Source organism: Arthrobacter zhaoxinii, assembly GCF_024385505.1.
In the GTDB taxonomy this organism is placed as follows: domain Bacteria; phylum Actinomycetota; class Actinomycetes; order Actinomycetales; family Micrococcaceae; genus Arthrobacter_B; species Arthrobacter_B zhaoxinii.
Genome location: NZ_JANFLT010000005.1, coordinates 245,375 through 271,330, shown reverse-complemented (window position 1 = coordinate 271,330; position 25,956 = coordinate 245,375). Strand labels below are relative to the sequence as shown.

The 25,956-nt window shown below is 66.6% G+C and carries 28 protein-coding genes; 15 read left to right on the top strand and 13 right to left on the bottom strand.

Annotated features, from left to right (window positions below):
- Window positions 1-93 precede the first annotated feature (93 nt).
- Both NNX37_RS08670 and NNX37_RS08665 read right to left on the bottom strand, forming a co-directional pair.
- Window positions 94-573, bottom strand: coding sequence for an NfeD family protein (locus tag NNX37_RS08670; RefSeq protein WP_255792820.1), 480 nt, complete (start codon window positions 571-573; stop codon window positions 94-96).
- A 130-nt stretch (window positions 574-703) separates the two neighbouring features.
- Window positions 704-1,540 carry a methyltransferase domain-containing protein gene (locus NNX37_RS08665; protein ID WP_255792013.1) on the bottom strand — a complete coding sequence of 279 codons (837 nt, stop codon included), beginning with the start codon at window positions 1,538-1,540 and terminating at the stop codon, window positions 704-706.
- A gap of 57 nt (window positions 1,541-1,597) precedes the next feature.
- Between NNX37_RS08665 and NNX37_RS08660 the strand changes: the two genes are divergently transcribed.
- A complete protein-coding gene (locus NNX37_RS08660) occupies window positions 1,598-3,637 on the top strand; it encodes a S9 family peptidase (RefSeq protein ID WP_255792012.1) in 2,040 nt (679 codons plus the stop codon).
- 12 nt (window positions 3,638-3,649) lie between these two features.
- On the opposite strand, the gene NNX37_RS08655 is transcribed toward NNX37_RS08660, so the two are convergent.
- Window positions 3,650-4,279: a peptide deformylase gene (locus tag NNX37_RS08655; RefSeq protein ID WP_255792011.1), complete on the bottom strand. Its 630-nt coding sequence runs from the start codon at window positions 4,277-4,279 to the stop codon at window positions 3,650-3,652.
- A 64-nt stretch (window positions 4,280-4,343) separates the two neighbouring features.
- Here NNX37_RS08655 and NNX37_RS08650 point away from each other — a divergent pair, with 64 nt between their 5' ends.
- Window positions 4,344-4,898, top strand: a complete 555-nt coding sequence (locus tag NNX37_RS08650; protein WP_255792010.1) for an SOUL family heme-binding protein — start codon at window positions 4,344-4,346, stop codon at window positions 4,896-4,898.
- Here the strand turns inward: NNX37_RS08650 and NNX37_RS08645 are convergent.
- The 5 genes from NNX37_RS08645 to NNX37_RS08625 all read right to left on the bottom strand — a co-directional run bounded on the left by NNX37_RS08645 (window position 4,871) and on the right by NNX37_RS08625 (window position 9,987).
- Window positions 4,871-5,428, bottom strand: coding sequence for a GNAT family N-acetyltransferase (locus tag NNX37_RS08645; protein ID WP_255792009.1), 558 nt, complete (start codon window positions 5,426-5,428; stop codon window positions 4,871-4,873). The two genes, NNX37_RS08650 and NNX37_RS08645, sit on opposite strands and share 28 nt — an antisense overlap.
- Before the next feature lie 7 nt (window positions 5,429-5,435).
- On the bottom strand, window positions 5,436-5,870 hold the full coding sequence (locus NNX37_RS08640) for a cytidine deaminase family protein (protein WP_255792008.1): 435 nt from the start codon (window positions 5,868-5,870) through the stop codon (window positions 5,436-5,438).
- A 92-nt stretch (window positions 5,871-5,962) separates the two neighbouring features.
- Window positions 5,963-6,265: a DUF4193 domain-containing protein gene (locus tag NNX37_RS08635; protein ID WP_227911407.1), complete on the bottom strand. Its 303-nt coding sequence runs from the start codon at window positions 6,263-6,265 to the stop codon at window positions 5,963-5,965.
- 1,030 nt (window positions 6,266-7,295) lie between these two features.
- Window positions 7,296-8,126, bottom strand: a complete 831-nt coding sequence (locus NNX37_RS08630; RefSeq protein ID WP_255792007.1) for a class I SAM-dependent methyltransferase — start codon at window positions 8,124-8,126, stop codon at window positions 7,296-7,298.
- Between the two features lie 58 nt (window positions 8,127-8,184).
- The gene (locus NNX37_RS08625) at window positions 8,185-9,987 is read right to left on the bottom strand and encodes an SARP family transcriptional regulator (protein ID WP_255792006.1); all 1,803 of its coding nucleotides are present in this window, start codon (window positions 9,985-9,987) and stop codon (window positions 8,185-8,187) included.
- A 221-nt stretch (window positions 9,988-10,208) separates the two neighbouring features.
- Here NNX37_RS08625 and NNX37_RS08620 point away from each other — a divergent pair, with 221 nt between their 5' ends.
- The 9 genes from NNX37_RS08620 (at window position 10,209) to NNX37_RS08580 (ending at window position 16,538) form a co-directional block, all read left to right on the top strand.
- Complete coding sequence (locus tag NNX37_RS08620; protein ID WP_255792005.1) at window positions 10,209-10,652, top strand: YciI family protein; 444 nt, start codon at window positions 10,209-10,211, stop codon at window positions 10,650-10,652.
- A gap of 2 nt (window positions 10,653-10,654) precedes the next feature.
- Complete coding sequence (locus NNX37_RS08615; protein ID WP_255792004.1) at window positions 10,655-11,899, top strand: RNA polymerase sigma factor; 1,245 nt, start codon at window positions 10,655-10,657, stop codon at window positions 11,897-11,899.
- Window positions 11,900-12,009: 110 nt separating this feature from the next.
- A complete protein-coding gene (locus NNX37_RS08610; protein WP_255792818.1) occupies window positions 12,010-13,641 on the top strand; it encodes a glycoside hydrolase family 13 protein in 1,632 nt (543 codons plus the stop codon).
- 129 nt (window positions 13,642-13,770) lie between these two features.
- On the top strand, window positions 13,771-14,118 hold the full coding sequence (locus tag NNX37_RS08605; RefSeq protein WP_255792002.1) for a UBP-type zinc finger domain-containing protein: 348 nt from the start codon (window positions 13,771-13,773) through the stop codon (window positions 14,116-14,118).
- Window positions 14,119-14,156: 38 nt separating this feature from the next.
- A complete protein-coding gene (locus NNX37_RS08600; protein WP_255792000.1) occupies window positions 14,157-14,942 on the top strand; it encodes an SDR family oxidoreductase in 786 nt (261 codons plus the stop codon).
- Window positions 14,943-15,005: 63 nt separating this feature from the next.
- Window positions 15,006-15,161, top strand: coding sequence for a hypothetical protein (locus NNX37_RS08595; protein WP_255791999.1), 156 nt, complete (start codon window positions 15,006-15,008; stop codon window positions 15,159-15,161).
- Between the two features lie 27 nt (window positions 15,162-15,188).
- Window positions 15,189-15,794: a TetR/AcrR family transcriptional regulator gene (locus NNX37_RS08590; RefSeq protein WP_255791998.1), complete on the top strand. Its 606-nt coding sequence runs from the start codon at window positions 15,189-15,191 to the stop codon at window positions 15,792-15,794.
- Window positions 15,791-16,210 (top strand): DUF3054 domain-containing protein, encoded by a 420-nt coding sequence (locus tag NNX37_RS08585; RefSeq protein WP_255791997.1) that lies wholly within the window; start codon window positions 15,791-15,793, stop codon window positions 16,208-16,210. Before NNX37_RS08590 ends, NNX37_RS08585 begins: the two co-directional genes overlap by 4 nt.
- A 46-nt stretch (window positions 16,211-16,256) precedes the next feature.
- The gene (locus NNX37_RS08580; RefSeq protein ID WP_255791996.1) at window positions 16,257-16,538 is read left to right on the top strand and encodes an Lrp/AsnC family transcriptional regulator; all 282 of its coding nucleotides are present in this window, start codon (window positions 16,257-16,259) and stop codon (window positions 16,536-16,538) included.
- A gap of 67 nt (window positions 16,539-16,605) precedes the next feature.
- Here NNX37_RS08580 and trpD read toward each other — a convergent pair whose 3' ends face one another.
- Window positions 16,606-17,652, bottom strand: coding sequence for an anthranilate phosphoribosyltransferase (gene trpD / locus NNX37_RS08575; RefSeq protein ID WP_255791994.1), 1,047 nt, complete (start codon window positions 17,650-17,652; stop codon window positions 16,606-16,608).
- 159 nt (window positions 17,653-17,811) lie between these two features.
- On the opposite strand from trpD, the gene ctaE reads away from it, so the two are divergent.
- The 4 genes from ctaE (at window position 17,812) to qcrB (ending at window position 22,139) form a co-directional block, all read left to right on the top strand.
- Window positions 17,812-18,450, top strand: coding sequence for an aa3-type cytochrome oxidase subunit III (ctaE, locus tag NNX37_RS08570; protein WP_229948434.1), 639 nt, complete (start codon window positions 17,812-17,814; stop codon window positions 18,448-18,450).
- An 83-nt stretch (window positions 18,451-18,533) separates the two neighbouring features.
- On the top strand, window positions 18,534-19,334 hold the full coding sequence (qcrC, locus tag NNX37_RS08565; protein WP_255791992.1) for a cytochrome bc1 complex diheme cytochrome c subunit: 801 nt from the start codon (window positions 18,534-18,536) through the stop codon (window positions 19,332-19,334).
- 85 nt (window positions 19,335-19,419) lie between these two features.
- Window positions 19,420-20,451: a cytochrome bc1 complex Rieske iron-sulfur subunit gene (qcrA, locus tag NNX37_RS08560; RefSeq protein WP_255791991.1), complete on the top strand. Its 1,032-nt coding sequence runs from the start codon at window positions 19,420-19,422 to the stop codon at window positions 20,449-20,451.
- Window positions 20,452-20,453: 2 nt separating this feature from the next.
- Window positions 20,454-22,139 carry a cytochrome bc1 complex cytochrome b subunit gene (gene qcrB / locus NNX37_RS08555; protein WP_255791990.1) on the top strand — a complete coding sequence of 562 codons (1,686 nt, stop codon included), beginning with the start codon at window positions 20,454-20,456 and terminating at the stop codon, window positions 22,137-22,139.
- A 66-nt stretch (window positions 22,140-22,205) separates the two neighbouring features.
- Here qcrB and NNX37_RS08550 read toward each other — a convergent pair whose 3' ends face one another.
- The 4 genes from NNX37_RS08550 to ctaD form a co-directional block, all read right to left on the bottom strand.
- Window positions 22,206-22,763, bottom strand: coding sequence for a hypothetical protein (locus NNX37_RS08550; protein WP_304659249.1), 558 nt, complete (start codon window positions 22,761-22,763; stop codon window positions 22,206-22,208).
- Window positions 22,764-22,824: 61 nt separating this feature from the next.
- Window positions 22,825-23,622, bottom strand: a complete 798-nt coding sequence (locus tag NNX37_RS08545) for a GntR family transcriptional regulator (RefSeq protein WP_407079937.1) — start codon at window positions 23,620-23,622, stop codon at window positions 22,825-22,827.
- Between the two features lie 200 nt (window positions 23,623-23,822).
- A complete protein-coding gene (locus NNX37_RS08540; RefSeq protein WP_255791989.1) occupies window positions 23,823-24,224 on the bottom strand; it encodes a cytochrome c oxidase subunit 4 in 402 nt (133 codons plus the stop codon).
- Complete coding sequence (gene ctaD / locus NNX37_RS08535) at window positions 24,224-25,948, bottom strand: aa3-type cytochrome oxidase subunit I (protein ID WP_255791988.1); 1,725 nt, start codon at window positions 25,946-25,948, stop codon at window positions 24,224-24,226. Before ctaD ends, NNX37_RS08540 begins: the two co-directional genes overlap by 1 nt.
- Between the last annotated feature and the right edge of the window lie 8 nt (window positions 25,949-25,956).

Sequence of the window (25,956 nt, the reverse complement as noted above, 5' to 3'; positions counted from 1 at the left end):
CCGCCGGACCCGGAAAGAGACCGGCGGTTTGGTTCAGCAGGACCCCGGAAAGGACCCCGCGCTTTCGGCCGGCGGACGGGCCGCCGGAGTTCGTCAGTAAGTTGCTGTTTTTTCGGTGCCCGCGGCCTGGACCAGTGCCGTGGCACCGTCGATGCGTGCCACGCTGACCTCGACGCCGGCAGGCAGCCGGGACCCGTCGACGCTGCGGGCGGTCCAGGTATCGCCGCCGATCTTCACCGTGCCGGAGGAACCCGTCACGGACTCAAGCGTCAGAGCGGGAGCGCCCACGATCCGGTCGATATTGGACAACTGGTCCTTGGTGGTGTGCTGCAGGTGCTTCAGGGCCAGCGGGCGGATGACTCCGATCATGAGGACGGACACCACCGCAAACACCACTACCTGCAGGAACAGCGGGACGGCGAAGAACGAGGTCAGCATGGCGGCGAGGGCGCCCACGGCGAGCATTCCGAAGAACAGGTCCAGGGTGAGGGCCTCCACGGCAGCGAAGCCAAGGAAAAGAACCAGCCAGAGGGCCCAGCCGTAGCTGAGCATCCATTCGTAGACTTCCTGCATCACGTTTTCCCCTTGTCTCCCGGACCTGCTGCAGGCACGCTGTGCCGGCGTTTAGTTCATTCTGCCCGAGTCCGCGGCGCAGACCTAGTGCCGCAGACGTCGGAAGGATAACGTTTCGCGCTCCGCGGGCTCAGCCGGCGCGGAAGATCTGCAGGGTGAAGGATGCCGTCACCGCAACGGGATCGGGCAGGGCTGCCAGGGTCCGCTCAAGGACGGCCGGGTCCAGGTGCCGGGCGGAGGGACCCATCAGCACCACGTTTCGGAGGTCGGAGCGGTGCAGCCGCATCGAGTAGGTGCAGTGCCCGGTATGCAGGGGAGTGAACCCGGACGCCAGTGACGCGGAGACCCGTTCCTCCTTCTCGCCGGCGATGCCCAGCATTGCCGCCTCTGCCCGAATTTCCTGCAGATGCTCCGGCCGGGGCGTCACCACGGCCAGGATGCCGCCGGGGGCCAGGACCCGGTGGAATTCGGTCGGGTTCCGCGGTGCGAAAACATTCAGGACCACATCCACGGACGCATCCCGCAGCGGCAGCTTCCTCCAGACGTCCCACACCAGCGCGTAGGCGCCGGGCAGTGCCCGGGCAGCCCGGCGCAGGGCGTATTTGGAAATGTCCAGTGCCACCGCGGAGGCGTCCGGAAGCGGGCGGAGCACCTCGCCGAGGTAATAGCCGGTGCCCGCTCCGGCGTCGAGGACCGCTGCCGCGTCCGGTGCGGCGGCGGCCACGAGCCGTGCCAGCTCGGCCGCCATGGGCTGATAGTGACCGGCTGCCAGGAAGTCGGCGCGGGCCTGGACCATGGCCGCGGTGTCGGCCTGGAATTTGGTGCCGCTGCCCGTGAGGAGATTGAAGTACCCCTGCTTGGCCGCATCGTACCGGTGCCCTGCCGGGCAGCTGAGGGTCCGGAAGCCGTCGTCGGGTTCGAGGTCTGCCCCGCAGACGGGACAGACCAGCAGCGGCAGGGAAGGCATAACTCCATCCTAAGGCGGCAGTTGGCCCGGACGTCCGCGGACATTAGGCTTCGGAGCGTGAACCCATGTGACCTGTCTCTCATCAATTCCCTTTCCGCCCCTGCCGTGCATCCCGATGCCCTGCACTGCGTGGTCTCGGTGACCCGCCCGGACTTCCGTGCCGATGCCTATACCGGGCAGTTGTGGCGCGTCCCGCTGACGCCGGGAGGCCGGCCGCGCCGGCTCACCCGCGGTTTCCGAGACACCATGCCCAAGTACAGTGCCGACGGTGCCAGCCTGGGTTTCCTCCGGGCAGCACCGGGGGAACCGGCACAGCTGTACGTGCTGGGCGCGGGCATCGCGGAGCCCGTGCAGCTGACGGACGCACTGCTGGGCGTCTCCTGGTTTGAGTTCTCCCCGGACGGGGGCAGCGTGGTCTTTTCCTCCCGGGTGCCGGAGGAGGGCCGGTACGGGACCACGGACGGCGTAGGACCCGGCGCCGAGGATCCCCGGCTCATCACGACCTTCCAATACCGGATGAACGGCGTGGGCTACACCGGCGACAAACCCGTGCAGATCTTCCATGTGACCCTCCCGGACCTCGACGGCGAACCCCGCATCGAACCGCGGGGGCGGGCGAAGGACGACGCCGGCTCCGAAACCGGACTGCCCGACGCCGTGCAGCTGACCTCCGACGCCGCGGACCACCTGCAGCCGGTGTTCTCGGCGGACGGAAGCAGGATCCTGTTCACGTCCTCGCCGGACCTGGACGCTTCCCTCGTCTCCGATGTCTTCAGCATCCGCCCGGACGGTACCGGCCTGACCCGGCTTACCAGCCACGACCCCGGCAACCCGCTGTCGGTATCGGACCCGGTGGAGAGCACCAACGGCCACTGGCTGTTCTACCTGGGCCAGGAAGTTTCCGTCACCGGCACCGATTTCGTCGCCCGCAACACCGCCCTGTATGCGGCACCGGCGGCGGATCCGACGGCGGTCCGCCGCCTCACGGACCCGGAAACCGTCGACCTGTCCGACGGCACCATCGTGCCACATCTGAGCGCCGAGGTTCTGGTCTTGAACCGGACCCGCGGGACGGGGGAACTCCTGGCCGTGGATCCCCGCGGACGCGTGGAAGTGCTGGCAGCCGGCCCCCGGGTCATTGAAACCGCCGGATCGGCGGACGGCACCGTGGTGGTCAGCTACACCGATCCGCAGACGGCCGGCGACCTTGCCGTCGTCGACGACGGCGGCCTCCGCACGGTCACGGATTTCTCCGAAACGCTCCGCCGGGACACCGTGGTGGCACTGCCGGCGGAGGAAACCCATCCCTCCGCGGACGGCTATCCCGTGCACGGCTGGCTGGCCCTGCCGGAGGGGCCCGGCCCGCACCCGGTGCTGCTCAATATCCACGGCGGACCGTTTTCGCAGTACGGCTGGGGCTATTTCGACGAGACGCAGGTCTACACCAAGGCCGGCTACGCAGTGCTGATGTGCAATCCCCGGGGGTCGGCCGGCTACGGGCAGGCGCACGGCCGCAGCATCAAGGAAGCCATGGGCACCCATGACCTGGCCGATGTCCTGGCGTTCGTGGACGGTGCGCTGGCCGCGCATCCCGAACTGGACGGCAGCCGGCTGGGGATCATGGGCGGGTCCTACGGCGGCTACCTGACCGCCTGGACCATCGCGCACGACCACCGGTTCACCGCCGCCGTGGTGGAACGCGGCTTCCTGGATCCGCTGTCCTTTGTCGGCTCCGCGGACATCGGCTGGTTCTTCAGCGCCGGCTACACCGGCACCGATCCGGCCGCGGTCCGGGCGCAGAGCCCGATGGCGGTCGTGGACGCCGTCCGCACCCCCACCTTCGTGGTGCATTCCGAAGATGACCTGCGCTGCCCGGTGGAGCAGGCACAGCGCTATTACACCGCTTTGAAGCTGCGCTCCGTGCCCACCGAGATGCTGCTCTTCCCCGGCGAGAACCACGAGCTCTCCCGCAGCGGCACACCCTGGCACCGGCGCCGGCGCTTCGAGCACCTCCTGGCCTGGTGGTCCCGCTGGCTCCCCACGCCGCAGAATCCGTCCCCGGAGCAGGCCCGTGAGCCGGAACCGGTCCGGGCCTAGGGTCCGCCGGGCCTAGAACCCCAGGATGCGCTGGGCCTCGCCGATGTCCGGCGTGGCCCAGCGGCGGGAGTATTCGTCATTGCTGCACAGCGACCGGGAAAGCATCCGGTCCACGTACACAGTGCCGTCAAGATGGTCCGTTTCATGCTGGACTATCCGTGCCTGCCAGCCGGTGAAGCGTTCCATGCGCTGCCGGGACTGCTGATCGGTGTAGTCCAGCACCACGGACCGTGGCCGGCGGACCACACCCTGGTAGCCCTCGAAGGACAGGCAGCCTTCGAAGAACTCGGCCGTTTCCTCGCCGTCGGCCTCGTAGCGGGGATTGATGATGGAGAAGAAGGGCAGTGCGGACCGTTCACGGACGGCCGCGGACTCCGCACCGACGTCGTAGGTGTCCTCCAGTACGGCGATCTGCAGCGGAATCCCCACCTGGGGTGCCGCCAGGCCGACGCCGGGCGCGGCATGCATGACCCGGCGCAGAAGCGCAATGAGGGCGTCGAGTTCGACGGCGTCCAGTTCACCGTTGAAGGGCAGCGCAGCGCGGCGGAGGGCGGGGTGCCCCAGTTGGACTATCGGCACGAGGTCCCGTTCGAGCATCGGCAGGACCAGGTCTCGCAGCAGGGCGGTGGAATCGGTGGGCACCGCTTTATCCTAGTGGCCGCTGCAGTGTTCCCGTGCCGCCGAAGGGCGTAACCTCGTCTGCACCATGACCGAGCAGCAGCCGTACACCGTCCTGGGACGGTATCCAGGGTTCGAGTTGCGCCATTACCCTGCGCACCTGCTGGCCCAGGTCACCGTGAACGCAGGCTTCCAGGGGGCGGGGAACACCGGCTTCAGGCACCTGTACGCCTACATCACCGGGCAGAACTCGTCCCTGGGCGAACGGGAACCTTACCCCGCCGGAACGGCCGGGATGCCGCTGGCCATGACGGCGCCGGTGCTGCTGGAACCGAGTCCGGTTCCGGGAGCCTTCATCGTTGCGTTCGTCCTGCCCGCCGCAGCCACGGCCGCCACCGTGCCGGAGGACCCGGCCGTGAGCATTGTTCCCGTTCCCGGGCAGGCGGCCGCGGCCTTGTCGTTTTCCGGCCGGTGGAGCGAAGCGAACTATCAGAGCCATCGGGCGGCCCTTCTGGCGGGGGTGTCCGCAGCGGGGTTCACGGCTCTCGGGAATCCACGCTTCGCGCGTTTCGATCCGCCCTTCCGGCCGTGGTTCCTGCGCCGCAATGAAGTGGTTCAGGACGTGGAGGGACCGGGGGACTGACGCGGCAGCGGCACGATGCCGGGATGCGGGTCGCTGGCCAGCCGCGCATGGGTTTCCACGTCGAAGCGGACGTCGCCGTACCGCAGCTTCTCCCGCTCGATACCCTCGGACCGGAAGCCTGCCCGCAGCGCCACCCGGCAGGATGCAGGGTTGTTGGTCCGGTGTCCCAGCTCGAGGCGGAACAGACCGGCGTCGCTGAAAGCCCAGGCGGCAGCGGATGCGACACCGCGGGCGGCCAGGGACAGTCCCCGCGCAGACGGTGCAATCCAGTAGGAAATCCAGGCCGTCTGGTGCCGCGGATCGATGGCGCTGATTCCGATATTGCCCACGGCCACGCCGTCCACATCGACCGCGAAGCTGCGGCGCCGCTCCGATCCGGTGAGGTTGGCCTCGAGGTACTTTGCGGCCTGCCGGGCGTCGTCGAGCCGCCGGCCCAGCTGGTGTTCGAGGGAGGGATCGGCGGTGAAGGCTGCATGGAGATCCGGCGCATCGGCGGCTGTCCAGGGGCGCAGCAGGGGAGAGGCGGGCATGGGGACGTTATGCGGCGGGCGGGACGAATCCCAGCGGCAGCAGGTCACGTGCGGCAATACTGACCGGGCCGTCCGCCGTCGGCAGGATCACGCGGATCTCCGGATAGTAGTCGGCAAGAACCTGCCGGTCCCGGCCGCACGGACTTTGCACGCCGCGGCCGTGGTTGCCGACGGCGACGATGACGCTGGGATCACCGGTCCCGGCCGCTCGGGCTGCGCCCAGAGCAACAAGTTCGGCGCAGGGACCGCCGGTGAAGTGGTACAGGTTCACGCCCACGTGCATCCCGCCGTCGGCCGTGCGGACCGCCGCACCCATGGTGTGGATGCCGTCTTCGCCCGGCCCGGCGTCAGTGGCGGCGTCAATCGTTCTGCGGGCCAGGTCCACGAGTTTCCGGTCCGCCGCGGTGAGCGGACGGGCTGAGGCTGGAAGATGGGTGCTCATGCGGGAGAGTCTACGGGGGAGCGTGCGGCGTTAAAGACAAACAGCCGGGGACCGCCGTAGGGCGGAACCCGGCTGTGCGGCTCGGGGAGAGACTAGCCCTCGCAGTCCACGCAGTAGGCCTCGCCGTTCTTTTCGCGGGCAATCTGTGAGCGGTGACGTACGAGGAAGCAGGACATGCAGGTGAACTCGTCGGCCTGCGGGGGAACCACCTTGATGAGGAGTTCCTCGCCGGACAGATCCGCACCCGGAAGGTCAAAACCGTCAATGGCGTCTGACTCTTCGACATCGATGACTGCAGTCATCGCTCCGCCACGCTGCTGAGCTTTCAGACCCTCCAGGGAGTCTGTGTGCTGGTCTTCTTCCTTGACGCGCGGGGCATCGTAATCGGTAGCCATTTTCTTGTGCTTATCTCCTGATTGTGGGGGGGTGAAGCGTAGATCATATAGGGCAACGAAAGTCGCTGCACCAAACCGTACAGGCGTGGCGGACCACGGATGACGAAATACGGCGGGAAAGTGATCAACATCCCGTCGTGATTTTGTATTCCCGTCGGCAGTCCGGTGCGGGGTCGGCTGCCGGACGGCGGCGTACCGGGGCAGGGCAGTGCCGAACGGCGGGTTATGTCAACCTTTGCCCCTGCGGTGCGATGCGTTATGTCAACTGCAAAGGGACCGGCCCGGGGCGCCGGCGCAGGCGGAAAACCGTGCAACCAGGTCCGCCGTTTTTCCGGCAGGGCAGGAGCAGGCTGACCGGTTATGTAAAGCCGCACGAACGGTGTCCGCTGGTCACCGGGGGACGTTATGTCAACTGAAACGCCAGGGTGCATCCGCGGGTGGGAGGCCCCGAAATGGTCCGACCAGGTCGGCCGGTTTCGGGACCTGTGGCCCTCAGGCAGCTTGTGACCCTCAAGGCAGCGGCCTCAGGCTTACTGGATGTTCCCGGCGTCGGCGAAACGTGAAAAAGAGCTAAAAACGGGGGATCAGCGGACATTCGGGGCTGGATGGACGCTTCGGGCATATCTGTGGTTTCCACCACTTCCGGCACCCTTATATAAACGCCGATAATCCACATTATGTCAACTAGCGCTGAGAAGGGGGTCCCCCGGGGCCGGTTCCCGCCGTCCGGATGCCCTTATTCGCCCGGATAGCTTTGGGCGCGTTCACCGGGTTCCTCTCGCGGGCAGTTGATGCCGGCCTGGATAGCCCGCTGGCAGCATCAGCTGCAGATTCCCTCAGAATCCCGAGGCCTGTGACGCACGGGCATCCAACCGGCTGCATCAGCAGCGCCGGAAGATGCACAGCCATTTGCAGCCTGTCTCCAGTAAGGCCCTGAAACCCGCGGAGGTATTGATCAGACGACCGGAACCCCGGGGAGTGGACCGGAGGGGGCTCGCCAGGCCGGCTCCCCGGCCCACTCCCCCGTCCCCTAGGCGCGCCGCGCAGTGACCAGCAAATACTCCCAGTCCATAGCCGTGTTGCCGGGGCCGGCCCTGAACCGGCTCACCAGCTCCAACAGCTCCGCATCCAGCGCAGCAGCGCGGTCCGGGCGGTCCCCAAGCGATTTGTACACGGCAATAGTGGGACCGTAATTCGTTTTGAAGAAGCCCAGGAAATCCTCCGGCGTCGCGAACCGGTCAACACGCAGGGTACGGCGTTCGGCTGTGAAATGCTGCACCTTTCCCGCCAGGAGAGACTCCACATGGTCGGGATTTCCCCACAGCGGCGGCGGCTGGGCGCCGGGAGGCGGCGGCGGCGCGTACGGCTTCATGGTGGCGAACATGCGCCCAATAAAACCTTCAGGCGTCCAGTTGATCAGCCCGATCCGCCCGCCCGGCCGGCACACGCGCACCAATTCCGACGCCGTCTGCCCATGGTGCGGAGCGAACATCACTCCTACGCAGGAGATCACCGCGTCGAAGGAACCGTCCGCGAACGGAAGCGATTCGGCGTCGGCCGTCACCCAGCTCAGGTGCGCACCCCGGGACTGCGCTATCCGTTTGCCCGCTTCGAGGAGTTCCGGTGTCAGGTCCGAGGCAGTCACGTCGGCGCCGGTCTCCGCGGCAGGAATTGCTGCGTTGCCCGTACCCGCGGCGACGTCGAGAACTTCATCCCGGTCCGTAATAGCGCAGGCCCCCACCAGCACCGGTCCCAGGGCGGGAATGATCTCGGTGGCCACGGCCGTGTAGTTCCCGAGCGCCCACACCGCCCGGAGCCTCGCCTTCAGTTCCCGGTCGGGACTGGTTTGCGTTTCCGTCATGATCCTCACGTCCTTGCGTTTGGGGGCTTATATCCCGCCCCAGTGCTGTCTGACCCTTTCAGTGTTCGACCCCGGCATGTGCGGTACCGTGTGCAAGGCCGGCCAGGTCAGCCCGCAGCCGGGGATTGGTGATCCGGGCGGCCATGAGCGGAATAGCCGTTTCCACGGCCGAATCCCCCAGCGCCGCCCGGAAAGAATAGGCCCGGACAGTGAGCTCGTCGTGGCCGTAGCGGCTGGACAACTCACTTAGTTCCCGTGCGTACCCGAGTGCCAGCGGCGGATCCGCATGCAGCGCCACCGTGCAGGCCAGGTCCAGGTTCCGTCCCCGGAACCAGCGGTACCAGGGGTCGGGGCGCAGCCCGCGGCGGATCCACTCTGCCGCGGCAGCCCGCTCGCCGGCAGCCAGCAGGACCCGGGCCTTGGCTTGGAACGCCGAGTCCAGAAAGCAGCGGTCACCGAACGCCTCAGCCAGTGCGACCGCCTGGTCGGCCATCTCCGCCGCTTCCGACGACGCACCGGAAAGCAGGTACGTCTCACTTCGCAGGGCTTCCACCAGCGGCCGGAACGCGGTCCAGTGCTCACTTGCCAGGAGTGACAGGGACGCGTCGAGTTCCTCAGCGGCGGCGCGGTACTGCCCGGTCAGCAGGTACAGCCGGCCCAGCATGGCACGCGCAAACGCCTGCTGCCGCAGGTTGTCGGCGCTTAGTCCCGCCGATCTGCCCAGCGCATCGGCGGCTGCGGGGTAGTCAGCGGTATCGGTGGCCAGCATCCCGCGGACGCCCAATACCCTGGCCGTTTCGTCCGCCAGTCCCGCCGCCGTCGCCAATGCCCGGTCCAGCCAGCGAAGCCCGCTCGCCGGGAAGCCGCGCTGCACGGCGAGGAATCCCAGCTCCCGGTAGGCGGCCGCCTGCACGGCAGGACTGCCGTCCGGTCCGGCGAGGGACACCACACGGTGCAGCAGATCAGCGACCTCGGCGCCGCGGCCTCCGGCACCGTGGATCAGGGCGCCGGCCAGGGCCAGAAGCGCCTCGTCCTGCAGCTGGCGGTTCCCGGTGCGTTCGGCCAGGCCGCCGGCCACCCGCAGGTGCGCCAATGCGGGCGTTGTGGCACCGGCGGCGAGACAGGACGCGGCCGCTTCCAGATAGGACCTGACCGCGACGCCGGTGGCTGCCAGAGCGCTGATCCTGACATCCGGGGCGGCCAGTGCCTGCTGGACTTCAGCGGGCATGCCCAGACCAAGGTGTTCGGCAAAAAGACGGGTGCACCGGGCGGCCTGCTCCCGGGCTCCGCTGCGGTCCCTGCCGGCCAGGAGGGCGCGGATCAGCAGCGCATGGAAGTCCCCGTTCAGCATGTCCAAGCTGACGGCCTGCCCGGCGAACTGCACGGCACTCCCGGCGTCGCCGTCGGCGAGGGCAGCCAGCCCCCTTTCGTAGGCAGCTGTTTCGACGAAGTGCCGCAGCCGGTGGCGTTCCACGGTCAGCCAGGTATCGAAGCCGGGACAGTCAGCGAACTCCAGCCGTTCGAGCAGCTCGGCGGACGCGGTGTCCGCTGACCAGGGTGCGGCGGTGTCGGCGTCGCAGAACGACGACGGCGGCAGCCGCAGGATCAGCGGGTCACCCTGCAGCACCGACCCTGAGCCCAGCACGCGGCGCAGGTCCGACAGGTGCCAGCGCAGCGCGCCGAGCGGATCCCCGGCATCAGGAAACAGCATCGCGGCGAGCTGGCCGCGCGGTGTGGGAGTGCGGTGCAGCAGCAGATAAGCAAGCAGCCCCCAGCCCTTCCGGCCACGGGGCTGCCTCCCGTCACCGGCTGGGCACTCGATCGACGGCGGCCCCAGGAGGCGCACCTGAATCCCGGCCATGCTCCACACTGTAGAACCCGGCCCGGCACGCCGAAAGGCCGGGCGCAATCAGCCGTGGGCAGGGGGATCCGCTGTCGGCGGTGCAGCGGACAACATGGCGGTTCCCCCACACGGGCGGCAGAAAAAATTCTTCCCCGCTGTCGATATCCATCCCGCCCGTTCGACGTCATAGTAGGAGGCGCATCAGCACCTTCAACGGAACAAGCAGCAGGGAGAGTGCCATGAAGTACATGTTCATCATGCGGGCCACGGACGAAGCCGTGCAGGCTTCCAAGGACATCCCGTTTGAGCAGATCATCAACCAGATGGGCGCCTACAACGAGTCCATGATCAATGCCGGAGTGATGCTCGGCGGCGAAGGCCTCGCCGACCTTTCCGAGGGCAGCGGGCTGGTGGTGGATTTCTCCGAGGATCCTCCGCTCGTCACCGACGGCCCTTACGGCGAAACGCACGAGCTCTTCAACGGGTTCTGGATTGTGCAGGTGGGTTCCCGCGAGGAGGCCGCGGAGTGGGCCAGCCGCGCACCCCTGGGCCCAGGATCGAAACTCGAGGTCCGCCGTGTGACCGAAGCCTCCGACTTCGCCGACTTTGCGGACAACGAATACATCCAGAAGGAAGAGCTGTGGCGGCAGGAAGAGGAGAACCTGAACGCGGGCAACAAATAGCCGTGGATCAGGCAGCAGTTCCGGGACGTCTCGACGCGCTATGGCGCATCGAAGGCGCCCGGATTGTTGCCGCCCTGGCCCGGGTGACCGGTGACGTCGGCCTGGCCGAGGATGCCGCACAGGACGCCGTCGCCGAGGCGATGGCCTCATGGAGCAGGACGGGCATTCCCCGTAACCCCGGTGCGTGGATCACCGCCGTGGCCAAACGCCGGGCCATCGACAGGTGGCGGCGGACCGAGCTGCTGCAGGACCGCTATCAGGAGCTGGCACGCGGGGCTCAGGACGGGGCAGCCCCGGAGTGGAACCCGCTGCCGGATGACGTGCTCCGGCTGCTGTTCACGGCCTGCCATCCGGTGCTCTCCACGGAGGCCCAGATTGCATTGACGCTGCGGGTAGTGGGGTCGCTGCGCACGGACGAAATTGCCCGGCTGTTCCTGGTTCCCACCGCCACAGTGCAGCAGCGCATTGTCCGGGCCCGGAAAACGCTGGCGGCGGCGCGGGTGCCCTTTGAACCGCCGGAGCCCAATGAGTGGACGCCGCGGCTGCGCGGGGTGCTGCATGTCATCTACCTGATGTTCACCGAGGGGTACGCGGCGACCAGCGGCGAGAGCTGGACGCGGCCGGACCTGGCGGCCGAAGCGCTGCGGATCGGAAGGATCCTCGCCGGGCTGGTCCCCCGGGTCCCGGAGGCACACGCCCTGGTCGCGCTGATGGAGTTCTCCGCCTCCCGCTTCGCCGCCCGCACCGGTCCCGGCGGCGCTCCTGTCCTGCTGGCGGACCAGGACCGGACCCGCTGGGACCGGGCGCAGATCGAGCGGGGACGGGAGCGTCTGGCCCGCGCCGACGCATTGTCGAAGGAACTCGGCCGCGCGCGCGGCAGCTACGCCCTGCAGGCAGCCATTGCCCAGTGCCACGCGACGGCGGTCCGCGCCGACGCAACGGACTGGCCGCGGATCGTCCTGCTGTACGAAGCTTTGGGCCGGCTCTCCCCCGGCCCCGTGGTGGAACTGAACCGGGCCGTGGCGGTGTCGATGGCCACGGGACCGGAAGCTGCGCTGGTGGTCGTGAACCGGCTTGCGGACGAGGGGGTGCTGCGCGGCTCCCATCTGCTGCCCAGTGTGCGGGCCGAGCTGCTGGCCCGGCTCGGCCGGACAGGAGAGGCACGCGCGGAGTTCAGTGCAGCAGCTGCCCTGGCCCGGAACCTCCGCGAACGGGAGGTTCTGGAGCGCCGCGCGGCTGGCCTCTGAGTTGCCGGCTGCGCCGTACCGGTTGGTAGAGTCCGGACAACGCAGTACCATCACTTCCCACCCGAAGGACCGCCTTGACCGTTTCCGCGCAGCCATTTCCAGCCGACCCGATGACGGACCCGAACTGGTGGCGGCAGGCCGCGGTGTACCAGATCTACCCGCGCAGCTTCTCGGACGCCAACGGCGACGGTCTCGGTGACCTGCCCGGGGTCACGGCCAAGGTGCCGTACCTGGCGCAGCTGGGCGTCGACGCGGTCTGGCTGAGCCCCTTTTACCCCTCGGCGCTCGCCGACGGCGGGTACGACGTCGACGACTACCGGAACGTCGATCCGCGGCTGGGCAGCCTGGACGACTTTGATGACATGGCCGCGGCGCTGCACGCCGCCGGCATCAAGCTCATCGTGGACATCGTCCCGAACCACTCATCCAACCGGCACGCCTGGTTCCGGGAAGCACTGGCCTCGCCCAGGGGATCCGCGGCCCGCAGCCGGTACATCTTCCGCGACGGAACAGGCCCGGACGGGAACCTCCCGCCGTCGGACTGGCAGTCCGTCTTCGGCGGCAGCGCCTGGGAACAGGTGCCGGACGGTCAGTGGTACCTGCACCTGTTCGCCCCGGAACAGCCGGACTTCAACTGGGAGAACCCCGAGGTCCGCGGGGAGTTCCTCACGACGCTGCGTTTCTGGTCCGACCGCTGCGTGGACGGCTTCCGGATCGATGTGGCCCACGCCCTCGCCAAGGACCTCACGGAACCGCTGGCGGCCGCAGCCGAGCTGACCGCGGAGGGTGAGGGGACCGCCGGCACCCACCCCTTCTGGGACCGCGACGAGGTCCACGCCATCTTCGCCGAGTGGCGGAAGCTGTTCAACGAATACGACCCTCCGCGCACCGCCGTGGCCGAGGCCTGGGTGCATGCCTCACGCCGGGGCCGATACGCCAGCCCGGAGGGGCTGGGCCAGGCGTTCAACTTCGACCTGCTGCAGGCAGACTTCGACGCCGCACGGTTCCGTGAAATCATCACCGCCAACCTGGAGCAGGCGGCCACCACCGGTGCCTCCTCCACCTGGGTGCTGTCCAACCACGACGTCGTCCGGCACGCCACGCGCTACGGCCTGCCGTCCGCTCCGGCGGGCAGCAAAAAAGGACAGGACGGGAAGGCCTGGGTGCTCTCCGGCGGCACCGAACCGGAACTGGACCGTGGTCTGGGCCTGCGCCGGGCGAGGGCCGCGACACTCCTGATGCTGGCACTGCCCGGCTCCGCCTACCTGTACCAGGGCGAGGAGCTGGGCCTGCACGAAGTGGCGGAGATCCCCGACGCGGACCGGCAGGATCCCACGTTCCACCGCAGCCCCGGGGTGGACAAGGGCCGTGACGGGTGCCGCGTGCCGCTGCCCTGGACAACCGACGGCCCGTCCTTCGGCTTCGGCGCAGGACAGGCCCATCTCCCCCAACCGGAGGAGTTCGCGGCTGCTGCGGTGTCGGGCCAGGAACACGACGGCGCTTCGACCCTGAATTTCTACCGGCAGGCCTTGGCGCTCCGCGGCAAGCAGCAGACGGCGGAGGAACTCCACTGGCTGGACAGCCCGTCCACCGTGCTGCACTTCCGGCGCCCGGGCGGATGGCAGAGCATCACCAACTTCGGCACCGAGGCCGTGCCATTACCTGAGGGATCCGTGCTCCACAGCAGCGGGCCACTTGACGGCGCCCAGCTGCCTCCCGCTACCACCGCCTGGCTGGCCTAGTCCTTCAGGAAGCTGTGGCGCCCCGGTCCCTGTTGCCGGGGACCGCCGGGTGGCTACCGTGGTGGGGACGGCATCTCTGCGTGCCGGCCAAGCTCCTGTACTGAGTCCCCGCCCTACGGAGGTTCCGCCATGGATCCGATCCCCGGTATCAACATTGCCGTTCCGCCCAGCGGCCCGGGCTGCGTCGAATGCACCCAGCACCAGGGGTGGTGGTACCACCTGCGCCGCTGCGCCGAGTGCGGACACATCGGCTGCTGCGACAGCTCGCCGGGACAGCATGCCACCCTCCACGAGCAGCAGACCGGGCACCCCGTCATCCGGAGCTTCGAGCCCGGAGAGGACTGGTTCTGGAACTACGCGGACTCCTCGGTCTTCGCCGGACCGGAGCTGGCCCCGCCGGCACACCATCCGGAGAGCCAGTCCGTTCCCGGCCCCGCCGAGCGGGTGCCGGCGGGCTGGCAGAAGCTCCTGCACTGAGATGCCGCCGGCGAAGCTGACAGGTCTACACTGTAAACATGACTAGAACCTACATTGTGACCGGATCAGCTTCGGGCATCGGAGCAGCCACCGCCGCCATCCTGAAGGAGCGCGGCAACACCGTCATCGGCGTTGACCTGCGCAACGCCGACGTCGAGGCGGACCTCAGCAAGCCCGAGGGCCGCTCCGCCGCCGTCGCCAAGGCCGTGGAACTCGCCGGCGGAAACGTCGACGCCGTTATCGCCTGCGCCGGCATCTCCGCACCCGCGCCGATCACGGTTGCCGTGAACTTCTTCGGCGTCACGGACTTCCTGACCGAACTGGCACCGACCCTGGCCAAGAGCAGCGCCCCCCGCGCCGCCGTCGTCAGCTCCATGGCCAGCCTGCAGCCCAACTCCCCCGAACTCGTTGACGCCATGCTCGCGGGCAACGAGGAGGAAGCCCTGCGGATCGGCCAGGCGCTCGCCGACAACGGCCCGCAGACCGGCTACCTGAACTACCCGTCCAGCAAGCGCGCCCTGAGCCGCTGGGTCCGCCGCGAAAGCATCACCCCCGCCTTCGCCGGCGCCGGCATTCCGCTGAACGCGGTGGCCCCGGGCACCGTGGTCTCCGCCATGACGCGCGACCTGCTGTCAACCCCCGAAGGCCGGGCCATGGTGGACGCCAACGTGCCCATGCCGCTGAACGGCCACTCGGATCCGGAAGTTATTGCCCGCCTCCTGGTCTGGCTGACCTCCGAAGAGAACACCCACACCACGGGGCAGACCATCTACACCGACGGCGGCGCCGACGCCACGCTGCGCGGCGACGACATCTGGTCCTAACCGGCCCCACCGCCCCGAACCGCTGGCGCCGGTGAGGACTACCTCCCGGCGCCGGCGGCGGGCGTGGAACACAAGGCCCGGAGCCAGGAGGTGCTTGGCCTGCTGGCCCGTGAAACCCATGAACACCGCGTTGCTACAGTTATGGTGACGCACGATCACGACGTCCTTCACCACTGCGACCGCGTTGTCGAGATGGTGGACGGACGCCTCGCCAGCTAGCCTCAGCACGAACAGGAGGGCCACAGGGTGCCCCGAATCAAGGCCCCCACGGTGGCCGAACACCGGGCGGCACAGCAGCGGGCGCTGCTGGACGCGGCACGCACCCTCCTGGCCCGGACCGGTGAGGCCCCCAGCATGGCCGAGGTGGCTGCGCTGGCGGGCCTCGCCCGTCCGAGTGCCTACCAGTACTACAAATCCCGCCAGGACCTCCTCCACGCCCTGGTGCTGGACGTTTTCCCCCGCTGGACCCAGCGGGTCCGGGAAGCAATGGATGCCGAGCCGGAACCGGCGGACCGCATCATGGCCTATGTGCTGACCAACATTGCCCTGGTCGCGGAGGGTGAGCACGCGGTCGGCAACGCCCTCGCCGCCGTCGCCCCCGGCGAGGAGCTCAACAACCAGAGCGCCATGATGCACCGGCAGCTGCAGACCCCCCTGGTGGAGACGCTGACACAGCTGGGCGCACCGGACCCGCAGGTGACGGCCGAACTCATCAATGCGATTGTCCACTCATCCACCCGCCTGCTGGAATCCGGCGCCGCCCGGCAAACGGTGGAGGACAGGGTCCGCGGGCTCCTGGGCCCCTATGTCCGTGAAAACCGCACTACCCCCGCTCCGGAGGGCACGCCATGACAGACACGACCTCCCGAACCGACACCCCCCGAACCGACGCAGCCGTCCGGACCTGGCCCGGGGTCCTCGCCTTGGATCTGGTCCTCATCGTCGTCTTCGCCGCCCTCGGCCGGCAAAGCCACGAACACGGACTAACGCTGCCCGGCATCCTCGCCACGGCACTGCCGTTCCTCCTCGCCTGCCTGCTCAGCTGGGCGGCCACGCGCGCCTGGCGGCGTCCCGCGCAGCTCTGGCCGGCCGGCGTCGTCATCTGGCTCGGAACTGTGGCCGCCGGACTGGCCATCCGTGCCCTGGCCGGCGGCGGCACCGCCGTCAGCTTCCAGGTGGTCACCCTCGCGGTGCTCGGCGTTTTCCTCCTGGGCCAGCGCGCTGCCTGGACCGCGGCTGCCCGCCGGCGGCACCGGGCCATCCACTAGGCTCGAAGAGAGCACCAGTAAAGACCACCGCAGGAAAGGCCCCGCCATGATCACAGCTTTTGTACTTATCCAGACCGATGCCGCCAGGATCCCGGAATGCGCGGAGGAGATTTCCGAGATCGAAGGCATCAGCGAGGTCTATTCCGTGACCGGTGACTGCGATCTGATCGCCATCGCACGGGTACAGCGCCACGAAGACCTTGCCGACGCTATTGCCAACCGCCTGTCCAAGGTGGAAGGCGTCGTCGGAACCACCACGCAGATTGCGTTCCGCGCCTACTCCCGGCATGACCTGGACGCTGCGTTCTCGCTCGGCTTCGACAGCTAGCTTCGACAGCTGGCTTCGACAGCTGGCTTCGACAGCTGGCAGAACCTGCGCTGCGGTCCCGGCGTGCCTACTGGGTAACGGCCACCCAGCGCTCCAGCGCCGCCTGGGCCGCCCCGCTGTCGATCGAGTCGCAGGCCCGGGCCAGGCCGCGGGCCAGCCGCTCGATCAGCGGACCTTCCGCCTCGCGGTCCAGGGCCACCAAGGCGGCCGCAGCGTTCAGCACCACGGCGTCCCGCACCGGTCCCTTGTCCCCGGCCAGCACGCTGCGCACCACGGCTGCGTTGGCCGCGGCGTCACCGCCCCGCAGGTCCTCCAGCGTTGCCCGGCTGATGCCGAGATCCAGGGGATCCACTACGGACTGCTCTACGGCCCCGTTACGGACTTCCCAGACGGTGGAGACGCCGGTGGTGGTCATCTCGTCCAGTCCGTCATCGCCGCGGAACACCAGGGCACGGACGCCGCGCCGGGCAAGCACGCCGGCCATCAGCGGAGCCAGCCGGGCGTCCGCCACGCCGATGGCCGAAGCGCTGGGGTTGGAGGGGTTGGTCAGGGGCCCCATGAAGTTGAAAGCGGTGGCCACACCCATCTCGCGGCGGGGCACAGCGGCGAACCGCATGGAGGGATGAAAGACCTGCGCGAAGCAGAAGGTGATCCCGGCCTCGACGGCCGCCTGCGCAACACGCTCCACGGACAGGTCCAGCCGGACCCCCAGCGCCTCAATCACATCGGCGGATCCGGACGCCGACGACGCCGCCCGGTTTCCGTGCTTGACGACCTTCGCTCCGGCACCGGCACAGACCAGTGCAGCCATGGAGGAAATGTTAACGGTGTTGTGGCGGTCGCCTCCCGTGCCCACAATGTCGAGGGTCTCCCCCGGTATGTCGATGGGCCGTGCATTGGCCACCATTGCTTCCACGAGCCCGGTCAGCTCGTCAACGGTCTCTCCCTTGGCACGCAGAGCCACCAGGAACCCCGCTATCTGGGAGTCCGTGGCGTTGCCGGCCATGATGGTCGACATGGCCCACCGGGTCTGCTCCGTGGAAAGGTCCATGCCCCCGATCAGCGCAGTAATCAGGCTTGGCCAGGTGTCGCCGGAACTCGGAATCGTAGTCACACACCCTAGGTTATCTACGAATCGTAGAAAAAGCCGATTTCTTTCTGGAGGTCCATTTCCGCGCCAACACAGGGATCCGGGGCAGCGGGGCCTGCTTTGGACGCGCCGTAGGCCGCTATCTGTTGGAGAACTGGGCACTTTTACCGCCATAATGTCTATGTGACAACAGCGACCCATGCCCCCAGTACCCCGGCTCACCCCACGCTGAACCGCCCCAATATGGTTTCCGTAGGAACCGTGGTGTGGCTCTCCAGCGAACTGATGTTCTTTGCTGCTCTCTTCGCCATGTATTTCACCCTTCGCTCGACTTCGAGCGACCTGTGGGCCATGGAGACGGAGAAGCTGAACGTTCCGTTCGCTTTCGTGAACACGGTGATCCTTGTTTCCAGTTCCTTCACCTGCCAGGCAGGCGTCTTCGCCGCAGAACGTCTTCAGGCACGCCGCACCGGAGGGCTCCTGAAGCTTTCCCGCTGGGGCATGACTGAGTGGTTCCTGCTGACCTTCGTACTTGGAGCGATTTTCGTCTCCGTACAGGCCTACGAATACGCCATGCTCGTCTCCGAAGGCGTATCCCTCTCGTCGAACTCTTACGGTTCCGCGTTCTACCTGACCACCGGCTTCCACGGCCTGCACGTGACCGGCGGCCTGATCGCGTTCCTCTTCATCATCGGCCGTGCCTACGCCGCCAAGCGCTTCGGACACTTCGAAGCTACTTCGGCGATCGTAACCTCGTACTACTGGCACTTCGTTGATGTGGTCTGGATTGCCCTGTTCGTCATCATTTACTTCCTCAAGTAACACTGCTTGAGGACCCGCACCCCCACGAAATACTTCAAAGTGGCACCAGTTTCCCAAAGACCACATAAGTTAGGAACTACGAAGTGAAGGCACTATCGCAAAGGCGGCGTCATCCCCTCGCAGCAGTCGCGCTGCTGCTGCTGGGACTCCTCGTTACGGGTGGTCTCTATGCCGTAGCCAACGGAGCCAACCAGGCCCAGGCAGCTACCACCACGTACACTGCCGAAGACGTCAGCGAGGGCGAGAAGCTCTTCGTCGCCAACTGTGCAACGTGCCACGGCATTGAGGCCTCCGGCACCGAAAACGGCCCGTCGCTGGTGGGCGTCGGCGCAGCCTCGGTCGACTTCCAGGTGGGCACCGGCCGCATGCCGATGGCCATGCAGGGCCCCCAGGCCCAGGAAAAGCCGGTCCAGTTCGACGAGGAGCAGACCGAGGAGCTGGCGGCCTACGTTTCCAGCCTCGGCGCCGGCCCGTCGGTTCCGGACTCGGAATACCTTGAGTCGGATACCACTGACGAAGAGGCATCCGCGAACGGCGGCGAGCTCTTCCGCGTGAACTGCGCCATGTGCCACAACGCAGCAGCTGCCGGCGGTGCACTGACCCGCGGCAAGTTCGCTCCGAGCCTGGACGGCGTCAGCGAAAAGCACATCTACGAGGCCATGGTCACGGGCCCGCAGAACATGCCTGTCTTCAACGACACCAACATCTCCCCCGAGGAGAAGCAGGACATCATCACGTTCCTGAAGGACATCGAAACCAGCGGCTCCCCCGGTGGAGCCCAGCTGGGCTCACTGGGTCCGGTATCCGAGGGTCTGTTCATCTGGACCGCCGGTCTTGGAATCATCATCGCTTTCACCATTTGGTTGACCGCCCGGTCTTCCTAACCACAGCCGCGCTCACCTCCACGGGTGACATCACAGTTACATATAGGTCTATAAATGCAGTTTTCACAGAAGGATGAGGGGGATCATGGGCGACCATAGTCACGGCAGTCCGAACACCTCGGGCACCGTCGCTACGGCTGGCCAGGGAGATGAGGAGAAGTTCCAGAATCCGGGACTTCCCCCGCACCGCCCTCGTCTAGCCGACACACATCCCCGCGCCGAAAAGCGCGCGGAGCGGCAGGTCGCGAGCCTGTTCATCGTGTCGATCATCGGCACGATCGTATTTTTCATCGGGTACTTCAGCATCCACCTGGACGATGCCAGCATCGCGGAACTGCGGCTGCAGAACATCCTCCTGGGACTCGGCACCGCCTTCGCCATGCTCGGCATCGGCGTCGGCATTGTCCACTGGGCGAAGACGCTTATGCCGGACCACGAGGTCACGGAAGAGCGCCACGAGATCCGTCCCGAAGAGGACCGCGTCATCGCGGAGAAGATCGTTGGGGACATCATTGAGGAAACGGGCATCAAGCGCCGTCCCCTGATCCGCAACACCCTCCTCGGCGCCATGGTGCTGGCACCGCTGCCTGCCATCGCCGTGTTCCGCGACCTGGGCCCCCTTCCGGGCGACACCCTCCGCCACACGATGTGGAAATCGGGTACGCGGCTGGTCCGCGATCCCAGCGGTACCGCCATCAAGGCCTCGGATGTCACTCTCGGTTCGGCCTTCCATGTCATCCCGGACGGCCTGAACGATCTCCCCGAGCACAAGCTCGAGGAAAAGGCCAAGGCCGTAGTCCTGCTGATGCGTCTGAACCCCGAGGATCTGAACCCCTCCCCCGGACGCGAAGACTGGGCCGTGGACGGCATTGTCGCCTACTCCAAGATCTGCACCCACGTCGGCTGCCCGGTTGCGCTTTACGAGCAGCAGACGCACCACCTGCTGTGCCCGTGCCACCAGTCGACCTTCGACGTGACGCAGGAATGCAAGGTCATCTTCGGCCCGGCCGGCCATGCGCTGCCGCAGCTGCCGATCGAGGTCGACGCCGAGGGTTACCTCATCGCCAAGGATGACTTCCAAGAACCTGTCGGACCGAGCTACTGGGAGCGTGGCTAATCATGAGTGTTCCCTCTGCCACCCCTTACGAGGCGAAAACCCGTCTGGGCCGCATCACCAACTTCGTTGACTCCCGGGTCAGCGGTTCGGCCATGGTCAAGGAGTTCGGCCGCAAGGTCTTCCCCGACCACTGGTCCTTCATGTTCGGTGAAGTTGCGCTGTACTGCTTCGTCATCCTCCTGATGACCGGAACGTTCCTGACGTTCTTCTTCGATCCGTCCATGGCGGAAACGCATTACGACGGCAGCTACGTTCCGCTGCGCGGCGTCGAAATGTCCGTCGCCTACGAGTCCTCCCTGAACATCTCCTTCGATGTCCGCGGCGGCCTCTTCATGCGCCAGGTACACCACTGGTCGGCACTGCTCTTCGTAGCAGCCGTCTCGGTGCACATGCTCCGCGTGTTCTTCACCGGCGCCTTCCGCAAGCCGCGCGAACTCAACTGGGTGGTGGGCGGCGTCCTGCTGATCCTGTCCCTGGCTGCCGGCTTCACCGGTTACTCCCTCCCCGATGACCTGCTCTCCGGCAACGGCCTGCGCATCATCGACGGCGTTATCAAGTCAGTCCCGGTGGTTGGCACCTACATCAGCTTCTTCCTGTTCGGCGGTGAATTCCCCGGAACCGCGATTATCGGCCGTCTGTACATGCTGCATATCCTCCTGGTTCCGGCGCTGATCCTCCTGATGATCGCCATCCACCTGTTCATGGTGGTTATCCACAAGCACACGCAGTTCCGCGGACCCGGCCGGACCAACAACAACGTTGTCGGTTACCCGGTCGGCCCGGTCTACGCAGCCAAGGCCGGCGGCTTCTTCTTCATCGTCTTCGGCGTGATTGCGATCATTGCGGGCTTCTTCACGATCAACCCGATCTGGAACTACGGTCCCTACGATCCCTCGCCCGTGTCCGCCGGTACCCAGCCTGACTGGTACATCGGCTGGGTGGACGGCGCGCTGCGCCTGATGCCGGGCTTCATCGGCGCCTTCCCGCTGGAGTGGGTCATCCCGTTCCCGTGGGGTGACAACACCCTCTCGCTGAACGTCCTGCTGCCCGCCCTGGGCCCGGCCGGCCTGGTCTTCACGCTGCTCTTCGCCTGGCCGTGGATCGAAGCCTGGCTGACCAAGGACAAGCGCGCGCACAACCTCCTGGACCGTCCGCGCAACGCCCCGTACCGCACCGCCGTCGGCGTTGCAGGCATCACGTTCTACTGCGTGATGTGGGCAGCCGCCAGCTCCGACCTCATCGCCACGCACTTCCATGTGTCGCTGAACGATGTCACGTACTGGCTGCGGGTGCTGTTCTTCGTCGGTCCGATCCTGGGCTTCATCATTGCCCGCCGCATCGCCCTGGCGCTGCAGCGCAAGGACCGCGAGATTGTCCTGCACGGTGTCGAGAGCGGACGCATTGTCCGTCTCCCGCACGGTGAGTACATCGAGGTCCACGAGCCGCTGGACGAGTACAAGCGCTACCGCCTGGTGGACTTCGACTCGTACAAGGCGCTTCCGGCCCAGCCGGACGCCAACGGCAAGGTCTCCCGCAAGGAGAAGCGCCGTGCGAAGCTCTCCCGCTTCTTCTTCGAGGACCGTGTCGCCCCGGTGACGCCCTCGGAGCTCGAGAACGCACACCACCACGAGTCGCCTGCCGAGGTCGAGGCCAAGGCCGACGACTCCGCATCGATCGAACAGCGCTAGCCGCTAGGCAAACGCAGAAAGAGGGCCCGACCGGATCATCCGGTCGGGCCCTCTTTTTTGTACCGGCTAGGCCAGCGTGAACGGCCGCTTGGCCGGAAGCGGGTAGCGCTGCTTCAGCGCGGCGGGCTCCGCTACGGGCGCCGAGCCGATCGTAATCTTGGTGAAGTCCAGCAGCGGATCACGCAGGACAACCTTCAGACCTGCCACGGCCTTGTTCACATCGGGAACCAGGCAGTAGATGTTCAGCTTCCGCGGAGCGAACTCCGTGTGGTCCACCTCCCCCAGTCCCCGCCAGAGGAAGTATGAGGAGATGGCCTGGGTCGCCTTATGTTCGAGGTAGCGGTCCCGCTCCGTGCCGGCCGCCGTCTTGAGTGCATACTGGACAATCACCCAGTGCTGCTCCGCCGGCTCCATCTCCGCGTACCCCTCCTCCTCCGAGGCAACCGCAAAGGCGTGCAGCAGGTCCTCGGCGGCGTCAGGAGCCACGTCCTGCACCTTTGCGGAGCCCTCGTATCCAACCGGGCCGGACGTCAGCATCAGCTGTCCGTCGTCCTCGTCGTAGAGCGCCTCCCGGAAATGGAGCACCCCCGCGTCGTCGCGCTTGTACATCCGAATGGTGACCATAATGCTGTTCTTCTTCCTGCTGTGGGGTTTGGGTGAGGGGCTGCGGGCCCTGGTGGTGCTTTCAGGCGTGCGGGCGCCTGCGCGGGTGGTAGGAACGGGGAGTGCGTACTCCGGGCCGCTGGAGGGGCACCCAGAGCTTGTAGCGGTCCGCACGGTAGTAGGACACGGAGTAGTCCACCATCGCGCGTGAGACGTAGGCGTGGCGCTGGATCTTCAGCACCGGCGCACCGAGCTCCACGTTGAGCAGGCGCGCGATGGAGGCGGAGGCCGCCGTCGCTTCGATGGTGTCCTCGCCCCACTCCATCACCAGTCCGTAGCGTTCGCTCAGGACGTTGTACAACGACGTCGGCGCCTGCTCTTCGAGGATGCCCGGCACATAGTGCGCAGGAATGAAGTTTTCGTCCACGCTCATCGGCTCGCCGTCGGCCAGCAGCTGCCTGCGGAAGCGGACCACCGGCTGGCCGGGTTCAATCTGGAGTTCACGGGCCACCAGCTGCGAGGCACCGATCTGCTCGAAGCTGAGGACATGTGCGTCCGGAACCATCCCGCGGCGGTGCATTTCCTCCGAGTAGGAGGTCAGCTGCACCTGCAGGTCCATTTTGGGGCGGGCAACGAAGGTGCCGAGCCCGACGACGCGTTCCAGGACACCGTCGGCCACCAGTGCGTCCACGGCCTGGCGGATGGTCATGCGAGCTACGGCAAAGTGTTCCGAAAGTTCACGTTCGGAGGGGATGATCTCCCCCGCGCCGGCATGGGTCTCCACGAACCGGCGGAGGATGCCCTGCAGCTGGACATGCTTGGCAACGCCCGCGGCGGGGTCAATACCCTCGGTGATCAGCCGCAGCCGGTGATTGCTCACCGGCGGTGTCCCGGACGGACGGACGGACCGTAAATACGCATGCTTCGACTCCGCCCCTTCGGCTGGGAAAACTGCTGCCGTCTAAGAATACCGGCATAGCTACTGGCTCCCCTCCCCCGGCTGCCCGGTGGGCCACTCACGAAAAAGGGAAGGACCCGCAGTTTCCTGCGGGCCCTTCCCTTGTATGTTCTTATCCAGCCCTAGTGGGCGTGGTTACCGCGGCTGTATTCGAAGACCCAGCCAACGAGTGCGATGACGGCCAGGCCGGCACCGATGTACAGGATCCACCAGCCCACTGCCATGCCCAGGAAGCCAATGGCTGCCGAGGCGCCCAGCAGCAGCGGCCACCAGCTCCACGGGCTGAAGAAGCCCTGCTCGCCGGAGCCTTCGTGGATCTCGGCGTCAAGCCGGTCCTCGGGCCGGGGACCGACGCGCTTGCCGGTGAAGCCGATGTAGTAGGCGATCATGCCGGACATACCGCCGGTAAGGAACAGCGCCAGGTAACCGACGGGCTCCGTCCACTCCACCATGTAGCCGTAGACAACACCGACGACGATGAAGAACGGCGTCATGTAAGCGAAGAGTTTAGTCTCAACCTTCATTAGACTTTTTCCTTCCGGTCGCCGGGGCCGAATACCTTGGCTGCGGCGGAATCGTCAGTGACGTGCTGCTGCAGCTCGGGATGGTGCAGGTCCAGTGCCGGACGCTCGGAACGGATCCGCGGCAGCGAGGTGAAGTTGTGGCGCGGCGGCGGGCAGGAGGTTGCCCACTCGAGCGAGCCACCGAAGCCCCAGGGGTCATCCACTTCAACCTTCTTGCCGTGGCGCCAGGTGATGTACACGTTCCAGAAGAACGGAATCATCGAGGCACCCAGGACGAAGGAGGCGATGGTGGAGAACTGGTTCATCGCGGTGAAGTTGTCTTCCACCAGGTAGTCGGCGTAGCGGCGCGGCATACCGAGCACGCCCAGCCAGTGCTGGATCAGGAAGGTGCCGTGGAAACCGAAGAACAGGAGCCAGAAGTGGATCTTGCCCAGGCGTTCGTTGAGCATCTTGCCGGTCCACTTGGGCCACCAGAAGTAGAAGCCGGCGAACATGGCGAACACGACGGTGCCGAAGATGACGTAGTGGAAGTGGGCAACCACGAAGTACGTATCCGAGACGTGGAAGTCCAGCGGCGGGGAGGACAGGATGATGCCGGTCAGGCCGCCGAAGAGGAACGTAATGAGGAAGCCGATGCTCCACAGCATGGGGGTCTCGAACGTAATGGACCCCCGCCACATGGTGCCGATCCAGTTGAAGAACTTCACGCCCGTAGGCACCGCAATCAACATGGTCATAAAGGCGAAGAACGGCAGCATAACGGCGCCGGTCACGTACATGTGGTGGGCCCAGACCGTCACGGACAGTGCAGCAATGGCGATGGTCGCGTACACCAGGCCCTTGTAGCCGAAGATCGGCTTGCGGCTGAAGACCGGGAAGATCTCGGACACGATGCCGAAGAACGGCAGGGCGATGATGTAGACCTCGGGGTGGCCGAAGAACCAGAACAGGTGCTGCCACAGGATGGCACCGCCGCGCTCCGGATCAAAGATGTGCGCGCCGAAGCGCCGGTCTGCGCCGAGGGCGAAGAGTGCTGCTGCCAGGGGCGGGAACGCCATCAGGACCAGGATGGCCGTCACCAGGGTGTTCCAGGTGAAGATCGGCATCCGCCACATGGTCATGCCGGGGGCACGCATGCAGATGATGGTGGTGATGAAGTTGACGGCACCGAGGATGGTACCGAAGCCGGACAGTGCCAGGCCGAAGACCCAGAGGTCACCGCCCACGCCCGGAGAGAACGTGGTGCTGGACAGCGGGGTGTAGGCAAACCAGCCGAAGGACGCAGCGCCCTGCGGGGTGATGAAGCCGGCAACGGCGATGGTGCTGCCGAAGAGGAAGAACCAGAAGGCCAGGGCGTTCAGCCGCGGGAAGGCAACATCCGGTGCGCCGATCTGCAGGGGCATGATGACGTTTGCGAAACCCGAGAACAGCGGGGTGGCGAACATCAGGAGCATCACGGTGCCGTGCATCGTGAACAGCTGGTTGTACTGGTCCTTGGTCTGCAGGATCTGCATACCGGGCTCAAACAGCTCCGCGCGGATGACCAGGGCCATCACGCCTGCGAGGCAGAAGAAAATAAATGAGGAGATCAGGTACATGTACCCGATCGTCTTGTGGTCAGTGGAGGTGATCCAACTGACAACGATTCGTCCCTTGGAGACGGGTACTACGCGGGGCGCGACCCTGGTGCCGGAATCTTCCGAAGTATATTCGAGAGTAGTCATGACGTCAC